The organism is Rhizobium sp. 01T444 (assembly GCF_056398305.1).
The window spans coordinates 17,018-38,264 of sequence record NZ_JBFTPD010000019.1; the positions used below are offsets into that span (position 1 = coordinate 17,018).

At 62.0% G+C, this 21,247-nt stretch carries 25 protein-coding genes; 15 read left to right on the forward strand and 10 right to left on the reverse strand.

Annotated features, from left to right (window positions below; genetic code table 11):
- Nucleotides 1-14 precede the first annotated feature (14 nt).
- Together AC1DTN_RS23520 and AC1DTN_RS23525 are read left to right on the forward strand one after the other, a co-directional pair.
- Nucleotides 15-1,286: an MSMEG_0569 family flavin-dependent oxidoreductase gene (locus AC1DTN_RS23520; protein ID WP_477922879.1), complete on the forward strand. Its 1,272-nt coding sequence runs from the start codon at nt 15-17 to the stop codon at nt 1,284-1,286.
- A 2-nt stretch (nt 1,287-1,288) separates the two neighbouring features.
- On the forward strand, nt 1,289-2,146 hold the full coding sequence (locus tag AC1DTN_RS23525; RefSeq protein WP_439017184.1) for a Pnap_2097 family protein: 858 nt from the start codon (nt 1,289-1,291) through the stop codon (nt 2,144-2,146).
- Here the strand turns inward: AC1DTN_RS23525 and AC1DTN_RS23530 are convergent.
- Nucleotides 2,124-3,563, reverse strand: a complete 1,440-nt coding sequence (locus AC1DTN_RS23530; protein WP_439014420.1) for an aminotransferase-like domain-containing protein — start codon at nt 3,561-3,563, stop codon at nt 2,124-2,126. The two genes, AC1DTN_RS23525 and AC1DTN_RS23530, sit on opposite strands and share 23 nt — an antisense overlap.
- A gap of 87 nt (nt 3,564-3,650) precedes the next feature.
- Here AC1DTN_RS23530 and AC1DTN_RS23535 point away from each other — a divergent pair, with 87 nt between their 5' ends.
- The 5 genes from AC1DTN_RS23535 to AC1DTN_RS23555 all read left to right on the forward strand — a co-directional run bounded on the left by AC1DTN_RS23535 (nt 3,651) and on the right by AC1DTN_RS23555 (nt 6,885).
- A complete protein-coding gene (locus AC1DTN_RS23535; RefSeq protein ID WP_439014419.1) occupies nt 3,651-4,514 on the forward strand; it encodes a DMT family transporter in 864 nt (287 codons plus the stop codon).
- A 44-nt stretch (nt 4,515-4,558) separates the two neighbouring features.
- Nucleotides 4,559-5,275, forward strand: a complete 717-nt coding sequence (locus AC1DTN_RS23540) for a class I SAM-dependent methyltransferase (RefSeq protein WP_439014418.1) — start codon at nt 4,559-4,561, stop codon at nt 5,273-5,275.
- A 90-nt stretch (nt 5,276-5,365) separates the two neighbouring features.
- Complete coding sequence (locus AC1DTN_RS23545) at nt 5,366-6,055, forward strand: glutathione S-transferase family protein (protein ID WP_439014417.1); 690 nt, start codon at nt 5,366-5,368, stop codon at nt 6,053-6,055.
- 24 nt (nt 6,056-6,079) lie between these two features.
- Nucleotides 6,080-6,424: an ArsR/SmtB family transcription factor gene (locus AC1DTN_RS23550; protein WP_113323025.1), complete on the forward strand. Its 345-nt coding sequence runs from the start codon at nt 6,080-6,082 to the stop codon at nt 6,422-6,424.
- On the forward strand, nt 6,424-6,885 hold the full coding sequence (locus AC1DTN_RS23555) for an SRPBCC domain-containing protein (protein WP_439014416.1): 462 nt from the start codon (nt 6,424-6,426) through the stop codon (nt 6,883-6,885). The genes AC1DTN_RS23550 and AC1DTN_RS23555 overlap by 1 nt, the downstream gene beginning before the upstream one ends.
- Here the strand turns inward: AC1DTN_RS23555 and AC1DTN_RS23560 are convergent.
- Nucleotides 6,872-7,492 (reverse strand): CGNR zinc finger domain-containing protein, encoded by a 621-nt coding sequence (locus AC1DTN_RS23560; RefSeq protein ID WP_439014415.1) that lies wholly within the window; start codon nt 7,490-7,492, stop codon nt 6,872-6,874. The two genes, AC1DTN_RS23555 and AC1DTN_RS23560, sit on opposite strands and share 14 nt — an antisense overlap.
- Before the next feature lie 161 nt (nt 7,493-7,653).
- Here AC1DTN_RS23560 and AC1DTN_RS23565 point away from each other — a divergent pair, with 161 nt between their 5' ends.
- From AC1DTN_RS23565 to AC1DTN_RS23575, 3 genes are read left to right on the forward strand one after another with little or no spacing between them, the layout of a single operon-like run.
- Nucleotides 7,654-8,364, forward strand: a complete 711-nt coding sequence (locus AC1DTN_RS23565; protein ID WP_439014414.1) for an alpha/beta fold hydrolase — start codon at nt 7,654-7,656, stop codon at nt 8,362-8,364.
- A gap of 57 nt (nt 8,365-8,421) precedes the next feature.
- Nucleotides 8,422-9,261: an alpha/beta fold hydrolase gene (locus AC1DTN_RS23570; protein ID WP_439014413.1), complete on the forward strand. Its 840-nt coding sequence runs from the start codon at nt 8,422-8,424 to the stop codon at nt 9,259-9,261.
- Nucleotides 9,262-9,285: 24 nt separating this feature from the next.
- A complete protein-coding gene (locus tag AC1DTN_RS23575; RefSeq protein WP_439014412.1) occupies nt 9,286-10,056 on the forward strand; it encodes an SDR family oxidoreductase in 771 nt (256 codons plus the stop codon).
- A gap of 6 nt (nt 10,057-10,062) precedes the next feature.
- On the opposite strand, the gene AC1DTN_RS23580 is transcribed toward AC1DTN_RS23575, so the two are convergent.
- The 4 genes from AC1DTN_RS23580 to AC1DTN_RS23595 all read right to left on the reverse strand — a co-directional run bounded on the left by AC1DTN_RS23580 (nt 10,063) and on the right by AC1DTN_RS23595 (nt 11,622).
- Entirely contained in the window at nt 10,063-10,437 is a 375-nt protein-coding gene (locus AC1DTN_RS23580; protein WP_439014411.1) for a VOC family protein, read from the reverse strand.
- A 6-nt stretch (nt 10,438-10,443) separates the two neighbouring features.
- A complete protein-coding gene (locus AC1DTN_RS23585; protein ID WP_439014410.1) occupies nt 10,444-10,620 on the reverse strand; it encodes a hypothetical protein in 177 nt (58 codons plus the stop codon).
- Nucleotides 10,621-10,735: 115 nt separating this feature from the next.
- On the reverse strand, nt 10,736-11,170 hold the full coding sequence (locus AC1DTN_RS23590; protein WP_113323019.1) for a DUF1801 domain-containing protein: 435 nt from the start codon (nt 11,168-11,170) through the stop codon (nt 10,736-10,738).
- An 11-nt stretch (nt 11,171-11,181) separates the two neighbouring features.
- A complete protein-coding gene (locus tag AC1DTN_RS23595; protein WP_439014409.1) occupies nt 11,182-11,622 on the reverse strand; it encodes a DUF1801 domain-containing protein in 441 nt (146 codons plus the stop codon).
- 165 nt (nt 11,623-11,787) lie between these two features.
- On the opposite strand from AC1DTN_RS23595, the gene AC1DTN_RS23600 reads away from it, so the two are divergent.
- A complete protein-coding gene (locus AC1DTN_RS23600; protein WP_113323017.1) occupies nt 11,788-13,410 on the forward strand; it encodes an ABC-F family ATP-binding cassette domain-containing protein in 1,623 nt (540 codons plus the stop codon).
- Here AC1DTN_RS23600 and AC1DTN_RS23605 read toward each other — a convergent pair.
- A complete protein-coding gene (locus tag AC1DTN_RS23605) occupies nt 13,407-14,360 on the reverse strand; it encodes an SDR family NAD(P)-dependent oxidoreductase (RefSeq protein ID WP_439014408.1) in 954 nt (317 codons plus the stop codon). The genes AC1DTN_RS23600 and AC1DTN_RS23605 overlap by 4 nt on opposite strands.
- 115 nt (nt 14,361-14,475) lie before the next feature.
- On the opposite strand from AC1DTN_RS23605, the gene AC1DTN_RS23610 reads away from it, so the two are divergent.
- Together AC1DTN_RS23610 and AC1DTN_RS23615 are read left to right on the forward strand one after the other, a co-directional pair.
- Complete coding sequence (locus tag AC1DTN_RS23610; protein WP_439017183.1) at nt 14,476-15,387, forward strand: AraC family transcriptional regulator; 912 nt, start codon at nt 14,476-14,478, stop codon at nt 15,385-15,387.
- A gap of 130 nt (nt 15,388-15,517) precedes the next feature.
- Nucleotides 15,518-16,423 carry a S1C family serine protease gene (locus AC1DTN_RS23615; protein ID WP_113323014.1) on the forward strand — a complete coding sequence of 302 codons (906 nt, stop codon included), beginning with the start codon at nt 15,518-15,520 and terminating at the stop codon, nt 16,421-16,423.
- 56 nt (nt 16,424-16,479) lie between these two features.
- Here the strand turns inward: AC1DTN_RS23615 and AC1DTN_RS23620 are convergent, their stop codons facing one another.
- Nucleotides 16,480-17,208 carry an esterase family protein gene (locus AC1DTN_RS23620; RefSeq protein WP_037105163.1) on the reverse strand — a complete coding sequence of 243 codons (729 nt, stop codon included), beginning with the start codon at nt 17,206-17,208 and terminating at the stop codon, nt 16,480-16,482.
- Nucleotides 17,205-18,170: an acetylxylan esterase gene (locus AC1DTN_RS23625; protein ID WP_439014407.1), complete on the reverse strand. Its 966-nt coding sequence runs from the start codon at nt 18,168-18,170 to the stop codon at nt 17,205-17,207. Before AC1DTN_RS23625 ends, AC1DTN_RS23620 begins: the two co-directional genes overlap by 4 nt.
- A gap of 343 nt (nt 18,171-18,513) precedes the next feature.
- Between AC1DTN_RS23625 and otnK the strand changes: the two genes are divergently transcribed.
- Nucleotides 18,514-19,776, forward strand: coding sequence for a 3-oxo-tetronate kinase (gene otnK, locus AC1DTN_RS23630; RefSeq protein ID WP_439014406.1), 1,263 nt, complete (start codon nt 18,514-18,516; stop codon nt 19,774-19,776).
- On the forward strand, nt 19,769-20,404 hold the full coding sequence (gene otnC, locus AC1DTN_RS23635; protein ID WP_439014405.1) for a 3-oxo-tetronate 4-phosphate decarboxylase: 636 nt from the start codon (nt 19,769-19,771) through the stop codon (nt 20,402-20,404). The genes otnK and otnC overlap by 8 nt, the downstream gene beginning before the upstream one ends.
- On the opposite strand, the gene AC1DTN_RS23640 is transcribed toward otnC, so the two are convergent.
- Nucleotides 20,401-21,210: an endonuclease/exonuclease/phosphatase family protein gene (locus AC1DTN_RS23640; protein ID WP_439014404.1), complete on the reverse strand. Its 810-nt coding sequence runs from the start codon at nt 21,208-21,210 to the stop codon at nt 20,401-20,403. The two genes, otnC and AC1DTN_RS23640, sit on opposite strands and share 4 nt — an antisense overlap.
- Nucleotides 21,211-21,247: the final 37 nt, after the last annotated feature.

Below are 21,247 nucleotides of genomic sequence, written 5' to 3' on the forward strand. Positions count from 1 at the left end.
AAGGAACCCGACCAATGACCTTTTCCCTCAAGCCGCATTACAGCGCCGTCGTCATCGGCGGCGGTCAGGCCGGGCTTTCGGCCAGCCACTATCTCAAGGAGCACGGCATCGACCATGTCGTCTTCGAGAAGAAGACCGTGGCGCATAAATGGAAGAACGAGCGCTGGGACGCCTTCTGCCTGGTGACGCCGAACTGGCAGTGCCAGCTGCCCGACCAGCCCTATGACGGCGACGATCCGCATGGTTTCATGGTGAAGGACGAGATCCTCGCCTATGTCGATCGCTTCGTGAAAAAGGTGAATGCGCCCGTGCTGGAAGGCACGACGGTCACCTCGCTGGAAAAGGCTGGCGATCTCTTCAGGCTCTCGACTTCGGCGGGATCGCTTACCGCCGACAGCGTCATTATCGCCACCAGCCTCTACAGCGCGCCGGCGATCCCACGCGCCGCCGAGCGCCTGCCGGATGATATCCTACAGATCCACACCGCTGACTATCGCAATCCCGGCCAGCTGCCGGAGGGCGCCGTCGTCGTTGTCGGCTCCGGCCAGTCCGGTTGCCAGATCGCCGAAGACCTGCATCTTGCCGGCCGCAAGGTGCATATGGTCACCGGCAATGCACCACGCTGCGCCCGTTTCTATCGCGGCCGCGATGTGGTCGACTGGCTCGCCGATGTCGGCCAATACGACATCACGGTCGAACATGACGGCATGACCAAGAAGAAGCACGACACCAACCACTATCTGACCGGCCGCGACGGCGGGCGCGATATCGATCTGCGCAAATTCGCGCTGGAGGGCATGTCGCTTTATGGGCGCATGGAGGGTGTTTCGGGTGGGCGGATGCTGTTCGAGCCGAATCTGAAGGCCAATCTCGACAATGCCGACCGCGTCTATAACGGCATCAACGCGCTGATCGACCGGCATATTGCCGAGAAAGGCATCGATGCGCCGCCGGCCAGCCTCTACACGCCGCTCTGGGAGCCGGAAAGCGAGCCGGCGGAACTCGATCTCAGGGCGGAGGGTGTCACTTCGGTGATCTGGGCGACCGGCTTTTCGCCTGACTGGTCCTATGTCGGCCTGCCGATCTTCGACGGCACCGGCTATCCGGTGCAGCGGCGCGGCGTGACCGGCATCGACGGCGTCTATGTTCTCGGCCTGCCCTGGCTCTGGACCTGGGGTTCCGGCCGGTTCCTGGCCGTCGGCAAAGATGCCGAGCATGTGGTGAACCACCTCGCCGGCCATCTTGAGGTCACCCATCAGGTCCTGAAACAGGCGGCCAGCGCTTGAACATGAATGTCGCGATCCTCGATTTTCATCCACCCGAGCCGTCAGCGCGCGAGCTGATGGAGCAGGCGCTTGCGCCGCATATGCTCGTCGGCATGCCGCACCTGACGCCGTCAGGCCTCTCGGAAACCTGGGCGATGAAAGAGCTCGGGCATCGCCACTGGCTGATGCTCGCGCGCCATCTCGGCATGGAGAATGCCGATTTCCGCGCGCCCGATGGCGGCGAGGCCTATGCGGCAATCTGCGCGACGTCGCTGGAGCATGCAAACTTCGGCGCGGTTCGCGCCAATGATGTGCTCACGATACGCTCGACACTGTCGCCCGTCTCGCGCACGCAGGTTTCAACTCGCCACCGGCTTTTCGTGCGTGGCAACCTGATCGGCGAGGTGGAGCTTATTTCCACTTTCGTCTGCCGCATGCGGGAGGGCGACAACTATTCGATCGCCCGCGTTCCCCTGCCCGGCCTGACGACGGCTGTGGAGGACAATGCGCTGGCAAGGACGGCAGCATTGCTGCGCGCCGGCACGCTGGAGGCGCATTTCGGCCTGCCTGCCAACCCGGCCAAGGCACTGCGCGGCTTTCGCTTCGAGCCGGATGCGTCGCAGGAGTTCAACGGCGCCGGGCTGTTCTACTTCGCCGAATTCCAGGCACTGGCCGACCGCGCCTTCGGGCGGTGGTTTCCCGAGCTTTCGCAGGTGTCTCGGCGTGAGATCTTCTTTTCCGGCAATATCCGGGCGAGCGAAGCCGTGCGGGTGGAGTTGATGGGGCTTTCTCCCGATCGGCGGCAAGCCCTCTGCCGGCTGCGGCGGGAAGAGGATGGCAAGGTGATCGGCAAAGCCTTCATGGAGTGGCAGGCGGACTAATTGATGCCTGCCTGAGCGCATCCCGAAGCACGTCAAACACCCTGTTGTCCAGTGTCTGGGAGACGTTGAAGCGCATGAAGCCGGTGGCCGATTGCGACAGGCTGAAGGCGTTGCCCGGCGCGAGCACGACATTCTGGGCGAGCGCGGCACGCGCCACGGCCGCGGCATCCAGACCATCCGGCAGATGGCACCAGAGGAACATGCCGGCTTGCGGCTCCAGCCATGGGCGGATGCCCAATGTTTTCAGCCGGGTCGTGACATCAAACATCGCCTTGGAGAGACGGCTGCGCAGGCCTTCGGCATGTTTGCGGTAGCTGCCGTCGCTGAGCACGCTCAACACCAGTTCGGCATTCAGCCGGGCGCCGCCGAAGGAGGTGGCAATCTTGAGGTCGATCAGGCCTTCGATCCATTCAGGCCGCGCCGCGATGAAGCCGCAGCGCGCGGCGGCCGAGAGTGTCTTCGAAAAGCTGCCGATATGGATGACGCGGTCGAGGCCGTCGAAGGCGGCAAGGCGGGGCGCCGGCGTCAGTTCGAAATCGGCGAAGATATCGTCCTCGATGATGGTGAGGCCATGTTGTTCGGCGAGCTTCAGCAATCGGTGCGCCGTGACCGGCGAGAGCGTGGCGCCGGTCGGATTGTGGATTGCGGAGTTGGTGATGTAGAGGCGCGGCCGGTGCTCGGTGAGGGCTGCGGCAAAGAGCTCGATATCGGGGCCTGAAGGCGTGTAGGGAACGCTGACGACCTTGGCGCGGTGGGCTCTCAGCAGCGCATGAAAATTGAAATAGCAGGGATCGTCGACCAGCACCGTATCGCCGGACTCGATGAGAAAACGGCAGAGGAAATCGATTGCCTGTGTGCCGGATTCGGTGAGCATGATCTTATCGGGCGCGGCCTCGATGCCGCGCTCGGCCATGCGCCTGGAAATCAGTTGGCGCAACGGCTTGAGGCCGAGGGGCGAGCCGTAGTCGGAGAGGCTTGCGGCGTCCGCACGCGACAGGGATCGCAGCGCCCGGCGAATGGCCTCCTCGGGAAGCCATGCGGGCGGCAGCCAGCCGCAGCCGGGCTTGAGATCGCTTTCCTGCGCCTCCAGCGATTGCCGCGATACCCAGAAAGGATCGACCGCGCGATCGAGCTTCGGGCCGATATCGGCCAGCGAGAGTGGCGCGGCCTGGCTCGCGACATAGAAGCCAGAACCGGGGCGCGAGAGGATCGCACCCTCGGCCACCAAGCGCTCATAGGCATCGACCACCGTAGAGGCGGAGACTTTCAAAGTTCCCGACAGGCTGCGGATCGAAGGCAGCTTGGCTCCGGGCGTGAGGCTGCGGCCGGCAATGCGCTGGCGGATGGTCGCCATGACCATCCCGACCCGGCTGCTTGCCTGTACTTGCTCGTCCATCCGTACTGCTTCCCCAACCATAACAGTTTCAGCCAACTGTATCGAACTGTGGCTGGTAGTACCAGTGCGAACGGCGGATAAGCATGGGGCAAACAAAGGAGTGCCCGCATGGATCGCACAGCGACCGGATGGATCAATGGTTTTATCGGCGTGCTCATCTTCAGCGGATCGCTGCCGGCCACCCGCGTGGCCGTCATGCAGCTCGATCCGGTTTTCCTGACGGTGGCGCGAGCGGCGATTGCCGGCATCCTGGCGCTTTGCCTGCTGATCACTTTCCGTGAGAAACGGCCTTCACGGCAGGATCTCATTTCGCTTGTTGTCATCGCGCTCGGCGTTGTCGTCGGCTTTCCGCTGTTGACGGCGCTGGCGCTGCAGCATGTAACCTCGGCGCATTCCATCGTCTTCATCGGCCTGCTGCCGCTGGCGACTGCGATCTTCGGGGTCATCAGGGGCGGCGAAAGGCCGAAGCCGGCCTTCTGGCTCTTCTCGCTGCTCGGCAGCGCGCTGGTGGCGGGCTTTGCGCTGGCGCAGGGGCTGACGGCCTCGCCTGTTGGCGATGCGCTGATGCTGGCCGCCGTCATCGTCTGCGGGCTTGGTTATGCCGAGGGCGCGCGGCTGTCGCGCCGGCTTGGTGGCTGGCAGGTGATCTCGTGGGCGCTGGTGGTGTCGTTGCCGGTCATGATCGTCGCCGCCATCCTCTACAGGCCGCCGAGCTTTGCCGAGATCCAGACGCCGGCCATGCTGGGCCTTGCCTATGTCTCACTCTTCAGCATGCTGATTGGCTTCATCTTCTGGTATCGCGGGCTTGCGCAGGGCGGCATTGCTGCCGTCGGACAGCTGCAGTTGCTTCAGCCTTTCTTTGGCCTGGCGCTTGCCGCGACGCTGCTGCGCGAAACGGTGAGCTGGAGCATGCTCGCGGTGACGGTCGCCGTCATTCTCTGCGTAGCCGGGGCACGCAAGTTCGCAAAATAGGTCGAAAATTGACAGCTCTGGCATCCTGTAATAATTAAAGTTACATGATGCGAGATCACAATTACCCTAGCCTGCCCACACCTCACAAGACGGCATCTGCCTTTACCGGCGATGCCGTCAAATCCTATCTCGAAGGGCCGCCGCGGCAGGTTCCCGGCTTATCAAGCCTGCACCGGATGGCGACGATGCTGATGGCGGAGCGGACGCCTGACAATGGCCGCGTGCTCGTGCTCGGCGCCGGCGGCGGACTGGAACTCAAAGCCTTTGCCGAGGCGCATGCGGGCTGGACTTTTGATGGCATAGACCCCTCTGCCGACATGCTGCAACTGGCGCGGCAGGTTGCCGGAGAGCACAGCAGTCGCATCGGTTTTCACCAGGGCGGCATCGATATCGCGCCCGAAGGCCCCTTCGACGCCGCCGTCTGCCTGCTGACCTTCCATCACATCCCCGTCGAGCAACGACCTGAAATACTTCAGCAAATTCGCCGCCGACTGAAAGCCGGTGCGCCGTTTGTTGTTGCGCATATGAGTTTCCCGCAAGACGAGCCGGGGCGGTCGATGTGGATCGATCGCCATATCGCCTATGGCGCTCCTGACGGAGGAGACCCTTCTCGGCAGGAGAATGCGCGCACCGCCATGCGCGAGAGGCTGCATATCCTCGCTCCGGAAGATGAGGAGGCCATGCTGCGCGCGGCAGGCTTTTCGGATGTCAGCCTGTTCTACGCCGCCTTCAGCTTCAGGGGATGGGTGGCATACGCATAGGCGCCCCTAAACTTTCCAGTTTTGGAAAGTATCTTGCGTGACAATAGCGACCGAGATATAGTTTCCGAAATTGGAAACTATAGGTGCCGTATGACGCTGACCCTTTACCTGCATCCGCTTGCCTCCTTCTGCCACAAGGTGCTGATCGCGCTTTATGAAAACGAGACCGCGTTCGACAGCCGGATCGTCAATTTTGCCGATCCGGACTCGGCCGCGGCCCTGTTCGACAAATGGCCGGTCGGCAAGATTCCGATCCTGCATGACGAGGCAACCGGGCGTACGGTCCCGGAGACGAGCATCATCATCGAATACCTGCAGGCCCATTATCCGGGGCCGGTGCGGCTTCTGCCCGATGATCCGGACGCGCTGCTGCAGGTGCGGCTCTGGGATCGGTTTTACGACCTCTATGTCAGCGTGCCGATGCAGAAGATCGTCACCGACAGAATCCGGCCGGCGGACGCCCATGATCCGCATGGCGTCACTGAAGCGAGAGGGATGCTTGATCAGGCCTATAAGATGATCGAGGCGGATATGCAGGGAAGGCTCTGGGCGACGGGCGATGATTTCACCATGGCCGATTGCGCGGCTTTGCCGGGGCTGTTCTTTGCTTCCATCGTGCATCCTTTCACAGCTGAGCAGCAGGCGCTTTCCTCCTATCTGGAGCGTCTGTTACAACGTGCTTCCGTCAAACGCGTGCTGGCCGAAGCGCAGCCCTATTTCTCGATGTTTCCCTATCGGGAGGCGATGCCAGCGCGTTATCTTGAAGCCGCGACATCTTGAGGCCGGGACATCTTGAGGCATATGATGGCAGAACTGGCGCCAGCCGAATTCGACCGGATATTTCAGGCGCTCGCCGATCCCTATCGCCGTGGCTTCGTGGAAAAGCTTGCCAGGGGGCCGGCCTCCGTCACGGAACTGGCAGAGCCCGCCGATGTCGGCCTGCCGGCGGTGCTGAAACATCTGCGAATTCTGGAAGAAAGCGGCATTGTCATTTCGGAAAAGGTGGGGCGGGTGCGCACCTATCGCATGCAGCAGCAGGCATTCGGCGCCATCAACCAATGGATCGAGCAGCGTCAAGCTGAAATGCACGCCGCCTTCGATCGCCTCGCCTTGCTGATGGCGGAAACTCCTGAGGAAAAGGATCACTGATGGGTGTCAGCGTCAATCACCGCACCTTCGTCATCAAACGCGACCTGCCCGGCAGCGTGGCGCATGCATTCCGCTTCTGGTCGGACCATGCGCTGAAACGGCGCTGGACCGCCTGCCATCCCGACTGGCAAGTACTGGAGGATCAATTCGACTTCGAGACCGGCGGGAGCGAGCGCATGACATGGCGCATGCCCGACGGGACGGAACAGGCGATGCGCGCCTATTATCTCGAAATCCACCCGCGCGAACGCATCGTCTATGCCTATACGATGCTGACGGCGGGAAAGAGCATCTCTTCCTCGCTGGTCACGGTGGAATTCACCGGACGCGGCGGCATGACGCTGATGACCTTCACCGAACAGGCCGTCTTCGGCGATGCCAAAGACGGCGATATCAGAGAGAGCGGCACCGGCATCGGCTTCGACCGGCTCGTCGAAGAGATGGCGGCTACGCCTGTCTGATCCGGTGCCGATGTGCGGCCTGCTTGGCGCGATTACCGCACATCGCCATGCTGCACCAGCGCCGGCGATGACCACGGGTATGGTCGGCAAACAGCAGGGTGCAGACTGGTCCTTCGCAGGCCTTCACATTGGAAAAATCCTCGGTACAGACGAAGCGGCCGAGTGCCTCGCCGACCGGTAGCAGCAATGATTCCGGCGAGCGCCATTTGCGCATGGGCTGGAAGTCGAAGACCGCGCCCTCATCCGTCTGCCGCGCCACGACGCGGCCATAGCCTTCGTCGCGCTCCAGCAGACGGTTCAGCGGTTCGAGCTCGGCCAGGGCGTCGGGCTTCAACTGCCTTCCCTTATGCTCGCGGACGAAGGTCCGGAACCACTCGCGCAGGTTCCTTGCCTGATCGGCGACGTTGTCGAGTTCGCCCGGCAACGCCTGGGCACGCAGGCTTTCGAGCGTTTCGCGCGGGACGAGGTTTGCCTGCTCGAGCCAGCGCAACAGTCCCTCCCCGTCCTCTATCCAATCAACAGGCGTGTCGACGGGCGTTGCCACCGAATTCAGGAAATCCAGTGCCAGCGCATCACCCAGAAACAGGGCGGGAGAGTGGTTATCCATGACAAGTCCTATTCCGGCTGCCGACCATAGTTGTAGGGCAGCCTGCTTGAAGACGCGACTCTTATGTAACCTGTCAAAAGGCTGTTGACAAGTTACCTTCCTAAGGAGTAACCGTCCTGTATCGATTTAAGCGGTTACAAGCCGAACGAAGGAGAAAGCAGATGTCGTCGCAGTCGATTGATCAGCAGACTATGCATATCGTGCTCGTCCATGGCGCCTGGGCCGACGGCTCTGGCTGGGCCAAAGTCATCGCGCCGCTTGTCGCCGAGGGTTTTGCGGTGACAGCAGCGCCGCTACCGATGACCTCCTATGCCGATGACGTTAAAGCCCTTGAGCAGGCGCTGGACCGTGTGGATGGGCCAGTGGTTCTTGCCGGCCATGCCTATGCCGGAGCGGTTATCGCCGGGGTGGGGAATGAAAATGTGAAGGCACTGGTCTATGTTTCTGCTCTCGCCCCCGATGAGGGAGAGACGGTTGCCGATGTCTTCTATCGCAGCGAACTCGATCCGCGGGCGCCGCAGCTAGCGCCTGATGAAAACGGCCTGATCTATTATCCGCATGAAGCCTTTGCCGCGGCCTATGCGCAGAATGCCACGAATGAGGAACTAGTGGTGCTTGCAGCCGTGCAGCGGCCGATCTCGCCTGCCTGCATCACGGCACCGGTCGGGCGGCCGCTCTGGAAGGATCGCCCTTCCTGGTTCCTGGTCGCCGAGGACGACCGTATGATCGCTGCCACCAACCAGCGCTTCATGGCGGAGCGCATGCAGGCGCATCAGCGGCCTTTCCCGGTCGATCATACGCCGATGGCGACGGCGCCGGAGGCAGTGCTGCAGGTCATCCGTGAAGCGGCGGCAAGTGTGGCCGCAGGCTGAATGACAGACATATCTCCCAACACATCGCCATTCATCTCAACTGAAGGAAACAGGACCATGACCAAGATCAGCTACCGCCACACCACCGTCGACGGCATCAAGATCGCCTATCGCGAGGCCGGCACCCAGGACGCTCCGAAGCTCCTGCTGCTGCATGGCTTCCCGACCTCCGGCCACATGTTTCGCGATCTGATCCCGCTGCTGGCCGATCGCTATCACATCATCGCGCCGGATCTTCCGGGCTTCGGGCAGTCGGACGATCCCGCGGTCAACAGCTTCGACAGCATTGCAGACACGATCGACCGCTTCACCGAGATCGTCGGCTTCGTTCGCTATGCCGTCTATGTCTTCGATTACGGCGCTCCGACGGGCTTCCGCCTGGCGGTCAAACATCCCGAGCGGATCACGGGCATCATTTCGCAGAATGGCAATGCCTATGTCGATGGCCTCAGCGACGCATGGAACCCGGTGCAGGCCTACTGGCAGGACGCCAGCGCAGAAAACCGCGCCGTGCTGAAGGGGTTCCTCGGGCCGGAAACGACGGCCTGGCAATATACGCATGGCGTTGCCGATACGACCAGGATTTCGCCTGACGGATATTCGCTCGACAATTTCTATCTCTCGCGTCCGGGCGCTGAAGATGTGCAGCTCGATCTCATGGGCGACTACAAGAGCAATGTGGCACTCTACCCGACCTTCCAGGATTACTTCCGGACCCACAAGCCGCGCTTCCTCGCCGTCTGGGGCAAGAATGATCCCTTCTTCCTGCCGCCGGGCGCGGAAGCCTTCGCCCGCGATATTCCTGACGCCGTGATCAAATTCTTCGATACCGGCCACTTCGCGCTCGAAACACATGCGGATGAAATTGCCGCTGCAGTCCGCGATTTCCTTGGCTGATAATCCCGCGACAGGAGAGATATCATGTCCGATAAAGTAGCCATCATTACCGGTGCCAGCCAGGGCATCGGCCAGGCAACGGCCATCCGGCTCGCAAAGGATTTTTCCAAGCTCGTGCTCGTTGCCCGCAACAAGGCCAATCTCGCGGAGACGGCGAAAGCAGTCGAAGCGGCGGGTGCCAAGACGCTCGTCATCGATGCCGACCTTGCGGAGCCGGTCGCGGCACAGGTCGTCGTCGACAAAGCGCTTGCCGTTTTCGGGCGGATCGATGCGCTGCTCAACATTGCCGGCGCCGTGCCGCAGATCGACGTGTTCGAAATGACGGACCGACAATGGGATGATGGCATGGCGCTGAAGCTGCATGGCGCACGGCGGCTGACCATCGCCGCCTGGCCGGCACTGAAGGAAACGAAGGGTTCCGTCGTGCTGATGTCAGGCAATTCGGCGGTCTTTCCGAAGGCGGCCTATGCTGCCGTCGGCACGATCAATGCGGCGATATCCGCACTCGCCAAGGCTTTCTCCGATCGCGGCATCGAGGATGGCGTGCAGGTCAACAGCGTGCTGCCCGGCCCGGTCATGACCGGCCGCCGGCGCAGCTATCTGGAGCACTGGGCGCCGCTGCACGACATGACGGTGGAAGAGGCGACAGCCCGGTTTCCGAAGGAGGCTGGCATTGCCCGTTATGGAGAACCGGAGGAGATCGCCGAACTCATGGCCTTCCTCGTATCGCCGGCGGCGCGCTGGATGACCGGCACGACGCTTCGCATGGATGGCGGCGAGGTGAAGTCTGTCTGACGCTGACTAATCGGAGGTGACGCAGAAATTGTTGCCTTCGGGATCGTTCAGCACGGTGTAATCGGCCGTCTCACGCACGAAGGTCGCGCCCAGAGAGATGAGGCGCGCGAGTTCTTTTGTCCGGTCGCCGACAGCGATATCGAGGTGAACGCGATTGCGGGCCGGACGCTCTCCCGGGCGAAGATGGAAGCAAAGGCGCGTTCCCGGTCCTTCGACCATCACCACCGGATCGGTTTCCGGCGTCAGGCCAAGCGTGGCAAGGCGGGCGATTTCCTCATCGTCGTAGGGCAAGACCGCATAGTCATCGAGCGCTTCGGCCCAGAAGCGGGCGACGCGGGAGGGCACATCGCAATCGATGACGATTTCCTTCAGCCGCCCCATGGTCACTCACGAATTGCCGGAGCGGCGCTGAGAAACACGCTCGGCGACAGCACCACCGACTACGGGCAGCAGGGCGAAAAGGACCAGCTGTGGCGTTCCTGTCAGCGTCAAAAGGCTGGACAGGAAAATGGCCACGAGCATTCCCGCCAGTGCGCCGGCCAGATAGGGAAGGTAACCCTTCAAGAGAGCCTCCGTCTTAGCGGGTTTCAATCGAAATGAGCTCGCAAGGCTCCACATAGGACGCTCCGCGGCATCGGCAATGACCAGTTGTCGCCCCAGATGCCTTTTACCCTCAGAACTAGGCGCTCGCTTTCTTCGATGCCGGTTTGCCCGCCGTGTTCAGCGCCACCGCGGCCTGCACCAGCGCCTTCAGCGCCGCCTCATCGATCTTATCCCCCTCGCGAATATCGATCGCCCGGCGCGTATTCCCTTCAAGGCTGGAGTTAAAAAGGTTGGACGGGTCTTCCACCGAAGCGCCCTTGGCGAAGGTCAGCTTGACCACCGCCTTGTAGGTTTCGCCGGTGCAGATGATGCCGGCGTGTTCCCAGACCGGGACGCCCCTCCATTTCCACGCCTCCTCCACCTCGGGATCGGCCTCGCGGATGATGGCCCTCACACGGGCGAGCGTTTCGCCGCGCCAGTCGACCAATTCCCTGATCTTGGCATCGATGCGTTCGGAGGGAGAGATTTCTTTCGGTTCCGCTTCCTTTTTCGTCGTCGCCGCTTTCTTCATGGTCTCTCTCCTTACATTTTCTCGCCCGGCAACAGGCTTGCCTGCCTGATCCAGTCGGCGAGCTGCGCCTCGTCGATCGGATCGTTCTCATGGATGTGGAAATAGCGCGTTTCCGCAGTCTTGGATTCTCCCGGCGGTATGGGCTGCAAAGCAGCGCCGCGGAAGAAGGCCAGCTTGATGTATTTGTTGAAGCAATGGATGCCGAGGAACCAGCCGTCGCCTTTCGTGCCGTAGAGCGGCGAGTTCCATTTGACGGCCTTGTGGGCATCTGGAACAGTGCGCATGATCAGTCCATCGAGGTGGCGGCCGACATTGCTTTTCCAGCCGGGCATGGCGGCGATATAGGCCTGGACGGGGCCATCGCCCTCGCCTTTGGCGATCTGCGGATTGCCGCCGGATAGCAGCTTGGGCTCTGCCGATTTTGCCGGCTTGCTGGACATCTTATTGACCATGGGCTCCTCCCCCTTGGGGATAATAAGGAAGCATCCCTCGATTTCCAGTCGTGCGGAATGGCCACAGCTGCAAAGATCACAGCTTGATGACGCGGAAAACCTGCGACACGGCGGCAAACCCGTGGCATAAGGGCGCCAAAATTCTCCCAAGCTCCCGCGTAAGACATGATCCGTATCGAAAATATCAGCAAGCAGAACAGCCACCGCATCCTCTTCATCGAAGCCACTGCCGCCCTCAATCGCGGCGAAAAGATCGGTCTCGTCGGCCCCAACGGCGCCGGCAAGACGACGCTTTTCCGCATGATCAATGGCGAAGAGCTGCCGGATGAAGGCCAGGTCTCAGTCGAAAAGCACGTCTCCATCGGCTACTTCAACCAGGATGTCGGCGAAATGTCCGGCCGCAGCGCGGTTGCCGAGGTGATGGAGGGGGCCGGCCCCGTCAGCATCGTCGCCGCAGAGCTGCGCGAGCTGGAAGCGGCCATGTCCGATCCTGACCGCATGGACGAGATGGATCAGATTATCGAGCGCTACGGCGAGGTGCAGGCGCGCTACGAGGAACTGGATGGCTATGCGCTGGAAGGCCGTGCCCGCGAAGTTCTGGACGGCCTGAGCTTCAGCCAGGAAATGATGGACGGCGATGTCGGTGCACTCTCCGGCGGCTGGAAGATGCGCGTGGCGCTCGGCCGCATCCTGCTGATGCGTCCCGACGTCATGCTGCTTGACGAACCGAGCAACCACCTGGATCTCGAAAGCCTGATCTGGCTGGAAGAATTCCTCAAGACCTATGAGGGCGCATTGCTGATGACCTCGCACGACCGCGAGTTCATGAACCGCATCGTCACCAAAATCATCGAGATCGATGCCGGCTCGCTCAACAGCTATTCCGGCGACTACGGTTTTTACGAGCAGCAGCGGGCGCAGAACGAGAAGCAGCAGCAGGCGCAGTTCGAGCGCCAGCAGGCGATGCTCGCCAAGGAAATCAAGTTTATCGAGCGCTTCAAGGCGCGCGCCAGCCATGCTTCGCAGGTGCAGAGTCGCGTCAAGAAGCTGGAAAAGATCGAGCGCGTGGAGCCGCCGAAGCGCCGCCAGACGGTGGCCTTCGACTTCCAGCCGGCGCCGCGCTCGGGCGAAGACGTCGTCAACCTCAAGAACGTGCACAAGAAATATGGCAGCCGTACCATCTATGAAGGGCTGGACTTCATGGTCCGCCGCAAGGAGCGCTGGTGCATCATGGGCGTCAACGGCGCCGGCAAATCGACGCTCCTGAAGCTGGTAACCGGCACGGCAGAGCCGGATGCCGGCAGCGTGGCGCTCGGCGCCAGCGTGAAGCTCGGCTATTTCGCCCAGCACGCCATGGACCTGCTCGATGGCGAACGCACGGTACTGGAATGGCTGGAAGATTCCTTCCCGCTCGCCGGCCAGGCGCCGCTACGTGCTCTCGCCGGCTGCTTCGGCTTTTCGGGTGACGACGTCGACAAGCGCTGCCGCGTGCTGTCCGGCGGCGAGAAGGCCCGCCTCGTCATGGCTCACATGCTGTTCGACCCGCCGAACTTCCTCGTGCTCGACGAGCCGACCAACCATCTCGACCTCGACACCAAGGAAATGCTCATCAAGGCGCTCGCCGATTTCGAGGGCACGATGCTCTTCGTCTCGCACGATCGCCACTTCCTTGCCGCCCTTTCCAACCGCGTGCTGGAGCTGACGCCCGATGGCATCCAGCAGTATGGCGGTGGCTATACGGAGTATGTCGAGCGCACCGGCTACGAGGCGCCCGGCATCCACGCTTAACGGCTGAACGCGTCTGCACCGGTCAGTTCCGCCGAGAACGCCCAGAGACGGGCCGCCTCGTCGGGATGGACGGCGTAAGCGCGCACGCTGGTTTCCGCACCGTCATCCGAGACGGATGCGATATCGCAGTCGGCGCAATAGAGGCCGCCAAGGTCTGCAAGCTGCGGCGAGGTTGCGGCCCAGACCTGCGTCGCGGCACCCTGCTCCGGTGTCTTGAACGTTGGGTCGGCCGCATTGCCGTCAGCGTCGATCCAGCCGGCGGCGACCATGTCTTCCTTCTCCAGGTGCCGCTGCAGCGGCGTCAGGATCTTGCCGGGATGCAGCGAGAAGGCACGCACGCCGGCATCCCTGCCCAGCCTGTCGAGTTGCACCGCAAAGAGCGCGTTTGCGGTTTTCGCCTGTCCATAGGCCTGCCACCGGTCGTAGCCCTCGGTGAACTGGACATCGTCCCAGCGGATGGGCGTGATGCCATGGGCACCGGAGGAGACGGCAACCACTCGGGCTCCCCTCGCCATCGCCGGCCAGAGGCGATTGACGAGTGCGAAATGGCCGAGATGGTTGGTGGCAAACTGTGCCTCCCAGCCCGGCCCGACCCGCGTTTCCGGGCAGGCCATGATGCCGGCGCTGTTGATGAGGATATCGGTCTTGCGGCCGGAGGCGACGAAGCGCTCGGCGAAGTCGCGGACGCTTTCGAGATCGGAGAGATCGAGCCTGTCGACCTCGACATTGGCGATGCCCGAGACCGCCTTGGCCGCCGCTTCCGGCTGACGCGCGCCGATCAGCACATGCGCGCCGGCCCGCGACAGCGCTTTCGTCGTCTCCAGTCCGAGGCCGGAATGGCCGCCGGTGACGATTGCCAGTCTGCCCGTGAGATCGATGCCCGCGAGCACGTCGTCGGCTGTGGAGCGAGCGCCAAAACCGGAGCCGATGGGGTGTTGTGTGTTTTCCATGGATGCCTCCTTCTGCTTTCGGCCGGAGACTAATGCGGTGGCGTCCATACGATCTATGCGTTAAAGTCCATGATATGTTTGCGATCGTCCGGATTTCCTTATGAGTTCTGTTTCCATGGATCCGCTTTCCGATGTGCTGGCGCTCTTGAAGCCGAAGAGCTACGTCTCGCTCGGGCTCGATGCCGGCCGTGACTGGGCGATCGATTTTCCGCCACCGCAGGGCATCAAGTTCAATGCCGTTCTCTCGGGCGGCTGCTGGCTGGAGGTGGATGGGGTCGCTGAGCCTGTGCGGCTGGAGGAAGGCGATTGTTTTCTGCTGACGCAGAGCCGGCCCTTCCGGATGATGAGCGACCGCAGCCTGCCGACGATCCCCGCCAATGACATCTATGCGCATGCTAAGGATGGTGTCGCGATCTGCAATGGCGGCGGCGCCTTTTTCCTCGTCGGCAGCCGCTTCGGCTTTTCCGGCGCAGGCGCCGATCTGCTCGTCGGCATATTGCCGCCGGTCGTCCATGTCAGCGAGCATTCGGATCAGGCCTCGGTGCTGCGCTTTGCGATCGACCAGATGGCGCGGGAGCTGCGCGGCCGCCACCCGGGCGGCTTCCTGATGACCGAGCATCTGGCGCATATCATGCTGATGCAGATCCTGCGGCTCTATCTCTCAGCACCCGATATCAAAGGCACCGGCTGGCTGTTTGCGCTCGCCGACCGGCAGATCGGCATGGCGATCGGCGCCATGCATGCAGAGCCGGCGCGGCGTTGGACGCTGCAGCAACTTGCTGCGATGACCGGCATGTCGCGCTCCTCCTTTGCCGAGCGCTTCAAGGAAAAGGTCGGAGCCGCGCCGATGGACTATCTCACACGCTGGCGTATGATGCTGGCGAGCGAGCGGCTCTCCAACAGCAGCGAGCCGATCGGCAAGATTGCACTTTCGCTCGGCTACGATTCCGAAAGCGCCTTCAGCACCGCCTTCAAGCGGGTGATGGCGCGCTCGCCGCGGCAATACAGCCGGGAAGCAGCAGGGTAAAAGACCGCAGGCTGCGGGTCTTGCAGAAACGACTGTCGTTTCATACCTATAGAAGGAATGGTATGCGTCCGGCCCTTGCCGGCCCTCGCTGCATTCCGAGCCTTTGTGCCCGCCTTACGAGGATGAAACCATGAATATCGACAGGATCCTGCGGTCAGTTGTGGCCGTTCGCGCCTCCATCCCCGAAGATGCCTTCACCGCGAATACGCTGGGCACCCGCCGGGAAGGAAGCGGCGTCGTCATCAGGGAAAACGGGCTGGTGCTCACCATCGGCTACCTGATCACCGAAGCAGACGAAATCTGGCTGACGCGCCATGACGGCAAGGTCGTACCTGGCCATGCGCTCGCCTATGACCAGGAAACCGGCTTCGGCCTCATCCAGTCGCTGGCGCCTCTCGACCTGCCGGCCATCGACATCGGCGACAAGGTCAAGACGACGGTCGGCGATGCCGTGATCTTTGCCGATGGTCTCGGCGAATTCGTGCAGGCCAATATCGTCGCCAAGCAGGAATTTGCGGGCTACTGGGAATATCTGCTCGACGAGGCGATCTTCATCGCACCCGCGCATCCCTCCTGGGGCGGTGCGGCGCTGATCAGCGACGACGGCAAGCTGCTTGGCATCGGTTCGCTGCGCCTGCAGATGGTTCAGGACGAAGAGGTCGCCGATATCAACATGGCCGTGCCGATCAACCTCCTTCCGCCGATCCTTGACGACCTGCTTAACCGCGGCCAGATCGACAGGCCGCCGCGCCCCTGGCTCGGCGCCTTTTCGGCTGAAAGCAACGGGGAAGTTGTCGTCATGAGCGTTGCCAAGGGCAGCCCGGCCGCGCAGGCCGGCCTGCAGCAGGGCGACGTGATCTCGGAAATCCGCGACGGCGAAGTGGACGGGCTTGCCGATTTCTACCGTAAGGTCTGGAAGAGTGGCCCGGCAGGCGCTGAAATCCCGATGCGTGTGCTGCGGAACGGCCGCGAGGCCTGGCTGCGGATCAAATCCGCCGACCGCAACAGCTTCCTCAAGAAGCCGCTGATGCAGTGAATCAGATATAGAGCGGCGCCATCCGGCGATGCCTAGATATAAACATCCGGCGATGCTCATATATAAAGGGGCGCCATCCGGCGCCAGGCACCGGCGCGGTGCGCCCTGCCATCCCAGAAATGCAGCCGATGGCCGACACCCATGTCAGCGAGAAGGCGGCTGAGATAGCGATTGTTATCGAGGAACGGATCCTCGTTGCCGATCGTCAGCACGATATCCACCTGCCGCAGCTTTTCCAGCCGCCAATCGCAGGCAAGGCCCGGCAGGAAATGTGTCGGCATGTGGAAATAGACCGTGTCGTCGTAATAACCGTCGAAGAGATCCGAGAAGGATTCGACCTTCATCGTCAGGTCGTAGCGGCCGGAAAAGGCCACCAGCTTGCGGAAGAGATGCGGGTGGCGGAAGACGAGGCTGGCGGCCTGGAAGGCGCCGAGGCTGCAGCCGTGGACGATGGTGCATTCGTGGCCGTTGCGGCTCTCCATCAGCGGCAGAACCTCGTTCAGCACATATTCCTCGAAAGCGATATGGCGACGGATACGATCGGCCGGATGGCGGCCGAAGTCGTAGAAGGTTTCGCCCGCGAGGCCCTCGATGCAGAACAGCTGCAGATGACCGGCCTCGAGCTTATCGGCGAGGCTGGCAACGATTCCGAGATGTTCATATTCCCAAAAGCGCCCTTCCCGCGTTGGGAACATCAGTACTTTGGCGCCGGCATGCCCGAACACCAGAAGCTCCATGTCACGATGGAGCCGATCGCTGTACCAGCGCAGATATTCTCGGTTCATAGACCCCTGAAAAACCGCCCGACTCGCTCGCGCAGCACAGTTTGCTGCACTGCACTATCAGCATAGTCGAAATGCCCGGCATCCAGGATGAAGATTTCATTAAATTTTGATTTCGGCAAAGCGTTGGCCACCGTGAACTGACAGGGGGGTGCAACCGCCGGATCGAAGAGGGCGACGGCGGCCAGCATCGGCACGGTGATGCGGGTCGCTGCCGTTGCGGCATCGAAGAGCCGCAACTTTTCGAAAACACCCGCGTGCGTCTTTGCATAATCCTGCACCGAATGGGCGCTGCCGACCGTCGGCAATGTTAGCCACAGCTTGCGGTTACCAAAGGTCGGTACCGTCAGATGGCCGCGGGCAATACGTTTATCGAAGGGAATGCCGAGCGCGCCGATGCCGCCGCCGAAGCTGATGCCGCTATAGCCGATATGGCCATCAAGCGCGGGATAGAGCGATAGCAGCGCCGACACTGCAACCCAGAGATCCTCAACGCAGCCGCCGATCACGTAATGATCGGGATCATCGATGTCGTGGAGCACATGCCAGGGCGCGTCAGGCGAAATCGGCGGATGGGCGCTGCGCGACATGCCGCGGAAACAGGGAAAGAGGATGGCGGTGTCCTCGACCGGAATATCGAATTCAGGCTGGTCCCTGCCTCCATAACCGTGGCCAACGACGAGGCCGCGCTTGACCTCGCCCTTGCGGGGCGTGAGCAGCCAGCCGCCGATGCGGACGTCATCCGTGGACGTGTAGACAATATCGCGTACCTGCCAGTCCGGATGGGTATCCTTGCTTGGGCTCAAGCGCGGCTCAGGCTTCACCGCCAGCGCCCTGGCATAACGCTTCTGCCAAAAGGCATCGAATCCCTCAGGCGCTTCCGGCGGGCGGATTGCCTGCAGGTCGGCAAGCGTCATGCCGTAGGTGGGGTCGAAGTCGAAAGGGTATTCTGTCGGGATGCTCATGCCATGCTTGTTGCCGCGAAACCGGTCTCGGAGCAAGGCCGACTGCCAATTCCAACCCACAATCAAACCGGACCCTCCGCCCGAAATTGCGTGACAGCCTTGCCCGGCTGGTCTTAACTAGAAACGCACCGTGCCTGCCGACTCAGGCGGCGGCGCGTTTTGGTTTGCGTTCACATCATCCGTCGGAAGGACCGCTTCAGATGAAAATCCTTGTGATCGGCGCAGAGTTTGGATGCCAGCCCCACCCTTTCGCTCGGCTTCACAGCCGAGACATCCTTTGACGACATTATCTGCGTCCATATCGAGGACGAATTGAACAACAGACTGCCGGAGCCTGCCTGACATGCTGCTTGGAGCCATTGCCGACGATTTCACCGGCGCCAGCGATCTAGCCAACACCCTTGCCCGCGGCGGCATGTCGACGATGCAGTTCGTCGGCCCCGGCCGCGGCAAAGTGAATTGCGAAGCCGGTGTGGTGGCGCTGAAGACGCGCTCGATCTCGGTCGAAGATGCGGTGTTGCAATCCATGGATGCGGCGCGCTGGCTGCTGGATCAGGGCTGCGAGCAGATCTTCTTCAAATATTGCTCGACCTTCGATTCCACACGTGAAGGCAATATCGGCCCGGTGGCCGAGGCCCTGCAGCGGCTGACGGGCGCCGATGTCACCGTGTTCTGCCCGGCCTTTCCGGCGACCGGAAGGCGGGTCTTCATGGGCCACCTCTTCGTCAAGGACAAGCTGCTCAGCGAATCCGGCATGGAGAACCATCCGCTGACGCCGATGACGGATCCCGACATCCGCCGCTGGCTGCGGCACCAGACCCGCGGCAGTGTCGGCAGCATTACGCTCGATACGGTGCGCGAAGGTTCCGGCGCCATCCGCAGCCGCCTGCGCGACGAACTGACCGATGGCAACCGCCTCGTCGTCGTCGATGCCATCGAGGATGCCGATCTGATAACCATCGGTGAAGCTGTCGCCGACCATGCGCTGGTAACCGGCGGGTCGGGAGTGGCGCAGGGGCTGGTGCGTAATTTCGCCAAGCTTGGCAAGCTTTCCGGTATTCCCGCCGAAGTGCCTATCGTTGCTGGCCCCGGCGTCGTCCTCTGTGGCTCCTGCTCGCTCGCCTCGCAGAACCAGGTCGCTTGCCATCTGGAGAACCATCCAGGCCTGTCGATCGATCCAGCAGCCATCGTGCGCGGCACCATGTCGGTGGAGCGCGCCGCCAGCTGGGTCGCCGCCAATGCGGCCGACAATCCGATCGTTTACTCCACCACCTCGCCGGATGTCGTGAGCTTCGTGCAGCAGCGCTTCGGCCGCGAGGAATCGGCAAAGATCCTTGAGGATTTCTTCGGCGGCCTTGCCAAGCGGCTCGCCGATTCCGGCACATGCCAGATCGTCGTCGGCGGCGGGGAGACCTCTGGTGCGGTTGTTGAGGCACTCGGCCTCAAGCATATGACCATTGGTGCGGAGATCGATCCCGGCGTGCCGGTTCTGGTGTCCGAGCGCGGCCGGCCTGCGCGGCCGATCGGACTCGCGCTGAAGAGCGGCAATTTCGGCTCGCCGGATTTCTTCGCCAAGGCTCTGGACAGGATTGCAGGCCATGAATGAGGCAGCGCTGCGCGAAGCCATCGTCCGCTGGGGAAAATCGCTTTTCGAGCGCGGGCTTACGGCCGGCTCCTCGGGCAATATTTCGGTAAAGACCGCAGACTTCTATCTCGCAACGCCGACCAATTCCTGCCTGGGCTTTCTCGATCCTGAGCGGCTGTCGAAACTCGACAAAGACGGCAAGTCCCTCTCGGGCGATGCGCCGACAAAGGAACTGCCGCTGCATTTCTCCTTCTATGAGAAACGGCCGCAGACGGGCGCGGTCGTACATCTGCATTCCACCTATGCAACTGCCCTTTCCTGCCTTGCCGATACCGATCCCAAGGACGCCATTCCACCATTGACGCCCTATGTGGTGATGCGCGTCGGCAAGGTGCCTGTCGTGTCCTATACACGGCCGGGCTCGGTTGACGTAAAGCCACTGATTGCTGAAATCGCCGGCGAGCACAGCGCCGTGCTGCTGGAAAACCACGGGCCGATCGTGTCGGCTGCCACGCTCGATTCCGCCGTCTTCGCGATCGAAGAGCTGGAAGAGGCGGCAAAGCTTTCGATCATTACGCGCGGCATGAAGGTGCGACAGCTCAATAGTGAGCAGATTGCCGACCTGGAGCGGCACTTTAAGCTGCGCTAGGTAAGATCAATCAACAGAGCCCGGTGATCGGAAACTTCGGGAGCCTCCACCACCTCGAAGCGCTTCACCACCACTTCCGGCGTCACCAGCATATAGTCGGCAAAGCGTCCATCCTTCGGATAGAGCGAGGTGCGGGTATCGGTAAAACCCCTGCCGGTGACGAGATCGTTGAGGCCGAGGCGGCCAAGCTTTTCGAAGGTTACGCTGTCAGGCAGCACGTTGAAATCGCCGCAGACGACCAGGCGTTCATCACCCGGCCAGACACGTTCGATCAGCTCGACGAGCGCATCCGCCTGCGCATGCCGAGCCGGAATATCGCCCTTGCCGGCGGGATCACGCAGGCCGTGGAGCTGGGCGATGGTGACGGAAAAGCCGCCGGCATAATCGAACAGGCGAATGCAATGGGCATTGCGCGAACGCGGATGCTCACCCCAGCCATTGGACGAGAAACCGCCATGGATGAAGTCCACCGCCTGGGCGATTACCGCATGCGACTTACGCACGAAGGTGGCAATGCCGAATTCGGTCGGGAAGACCGCCTCGCCGTGAAAGAGATGCCCCCGCGCGAATGGACAGAAGAAGCCGTCATGGTCAGGGAGGACGGCGGCAATCTCGTCATAGAGATGGGCGCGCTGCGGCAGCACAACGCCGCCATCACGATATTCCAGCCATCCCGGCGTATCGGCTGCGGACCGGACTACCTCCTGCAGGCAGAAGACGTCGGCATCCACATTTGCCAGATAGTCGATCAGTGGCGCGTGGATGCTGCCGCCCCAGGCATTCAATGAAATGATACGCAAAGCCATGCGAACTCCCTCTTCGTCGAGAGACTAGCAGATTCGC

What these genes read in the sequence shown, in the direction of transcription:
- AC1DTN_RS23520 (WP_477922879.1), top strand. Translation starts at nt 15, where the DNA reads ATGACCTTTTCCCTCAAGCCGCATTACAGCGCCGTCGTCATCGGCGGC.
- AC1DTN_RS23525 (WP_439017184.1), top strand. Translation starts at nt 1,289, where the DNA reads ATGAATGTCGCGATCCTCGATTTTCATCCACCCGAGCCGTCAGCGCGC.
- AC1DTN_RS23530 (WP_439014420.1), bottom strand. Translation starts at nt 3,563, where the DNA reads ATGGTTGGGGAAGCAGTACGGATGGACGAGCAAGTACAGGCAAGCAGC.
- AC1DTN_RS23535 (WP_439014419.1), top strand. Translation starts at nt 3,651, where the DNA reads ATGGATCGCACAGCGACCGGATGGATCAATGGTTTTATCGGCGTGCTC.
- AC1DTN_RS23540 (WP_439014418.1), top strand. Translation starts at nt 4,559, where the DNA reads ATGATGCGAGATCACAATTACCCTAGCCTGCCCACACCTCACAAGACG.
- AC1DTN_RS23545 (WP_439014417.1), top strand. Translation starts at nt 5,366, where the DNA reads ATGACGCTGACCCTTTACCTGCATCCGCTTGCCTCCTTCTGCCACAAG.
- AC1DTN_RS23550 (WP_113323025.1), top strand. Translation starts at nt 6,080, where the DNA reads ATGGCAGAACTGGCGCCAGCCGAATTCGACCGGATATTTCAGGCGCTC.
- AC1DTN_RS23555 (WP_439014416.1), top strand. Translation starts at nt 6,424, where the DNA reads ATGGGTGTCAGCGTCAATCACCGCACCTTCGTCATCAAACGCGACCTG.
- AC1DTN_RS23560 (WP_439014415.1), bottom strand. Translation starts at nt 7,492, where the DNA reads ATGGATAACCACTCTCCCGCCCTGTTTCTGGGTGATGCGCTGGCACTG.
- AC1DTN_RS23565 (WP_439014414.1), top strand. Translation starts at nt 7,654, where the DNA reads ATGTCGTCGCAGTCGATTGATCAGCAGACTATGCATATCGTGCTCGTC.
- AC1DTN_RS23570 (WP_439014413.1), top strand. Translation starts at nt 8,422, where the DNA reads ATGACCAAGATCAGCTACCGCCACACCACCGTCGACGGCATCAAGATC.
- AC1DTN_RS23575 (WP_439014412.1), top strand. Translation starts at nt 9,286, where the DNA reads ATGTCCGATAAAGTAGCCATCATTACCGGTGCCAGCCAGGGCATCGGC.
- AC1DTN_RS23580 (WP_439014411.1), bottom strand. Translation starts at nt 10,437, where the DNA reads ATGGGGCGGCTGAAGGAAATCGTCATCGATTGCGATGTGCCCTCCCGC.
- AC1DTN_RS23590 (WP_113323019.1), bottom strand. Translation starts at nt 11,170, where the DNA reads ATGAAGAAAGCGGCGACGACGAAAAAGGAAGCGGAACCGAAAGAAATC.
- AC1DTN_RS23595 (WP_439014409.1), bottom strand. Translation starts at nt 11,622, where the DNA reads ATGGTCAATAAGATGTCCAGCAAGCCGGCAAAATCGGCAGAGCCCAAG.
- AC1DTN_RS23600 (WP_113323017.1), top strand. Translation starts at nt 11,788, where the DNA reads ATGATCCGTATCGAAAATATCAGCAAGCAGAACAGCCACCGCATCCTC.
- AC1DTN_RS23605 (WP_439014408.1), bottom strand. Translation starts at nt 14,360, where the DNA reads ATGGAAAACACACAACACCCCATCGGCTCCGGTTTTGGCGCTCGCTCC.
- AC1DTN_RS23610 (WP_439017183.1), top strand. Translation starts at nt 14,476, where the DNA reads ATGGATCCGCTTTCCGATGTGCTGGCGCTCTTGAAGCCGAAGAGCTAC.
- AC1DTN_RS23615 (WP_113323014.1), top strand. Translation starts at nt 15,518, where the DNA reads ATGAATATCGACAGGATCCTGCGGTCAGTTGTGGCCGTTCGCGCCTCC.
- AC1DTN_RS23620 (WP_037105163.1), bottom strand. Translation starts at nt 17,208, where the DNA reads ATGAACCGAGAATATCTGCGCTGGTACAGCGATCGGCTCCATCGTGAC.
- AC1DTN_RS23625 (WP_439014407.1), bottom strand. Translation starts at nt 18,170, where the DNA reads ATGAGCATCCCGACAGAATACCCTTTCGACTTCGACCCCACCTACGGC.
- otnK (WP_439014406.1), top strand. Translation starts at nt 18,514, where the DNA reads ATGCTGCTTGGAGCCATTGCCGACGATTTCACCGGCGCCAGCGATCTA.
- otnC (WP_439014405.1), top strand. Translation starts at nt 19,769, where the DNA reads ATGAATGAGGCAGCGCTGCGCGAAGCCATCGTCCGCTGGGGAAAATCG.
- AC1DTN_RS23640 (WP_439014404.1), bottom strand. Translation starts at nt 21,210, where the DNA reads ATGGCTTTGCGTATCATTTCATTGAATGCCTGGGGCGGCAGCATCCAC.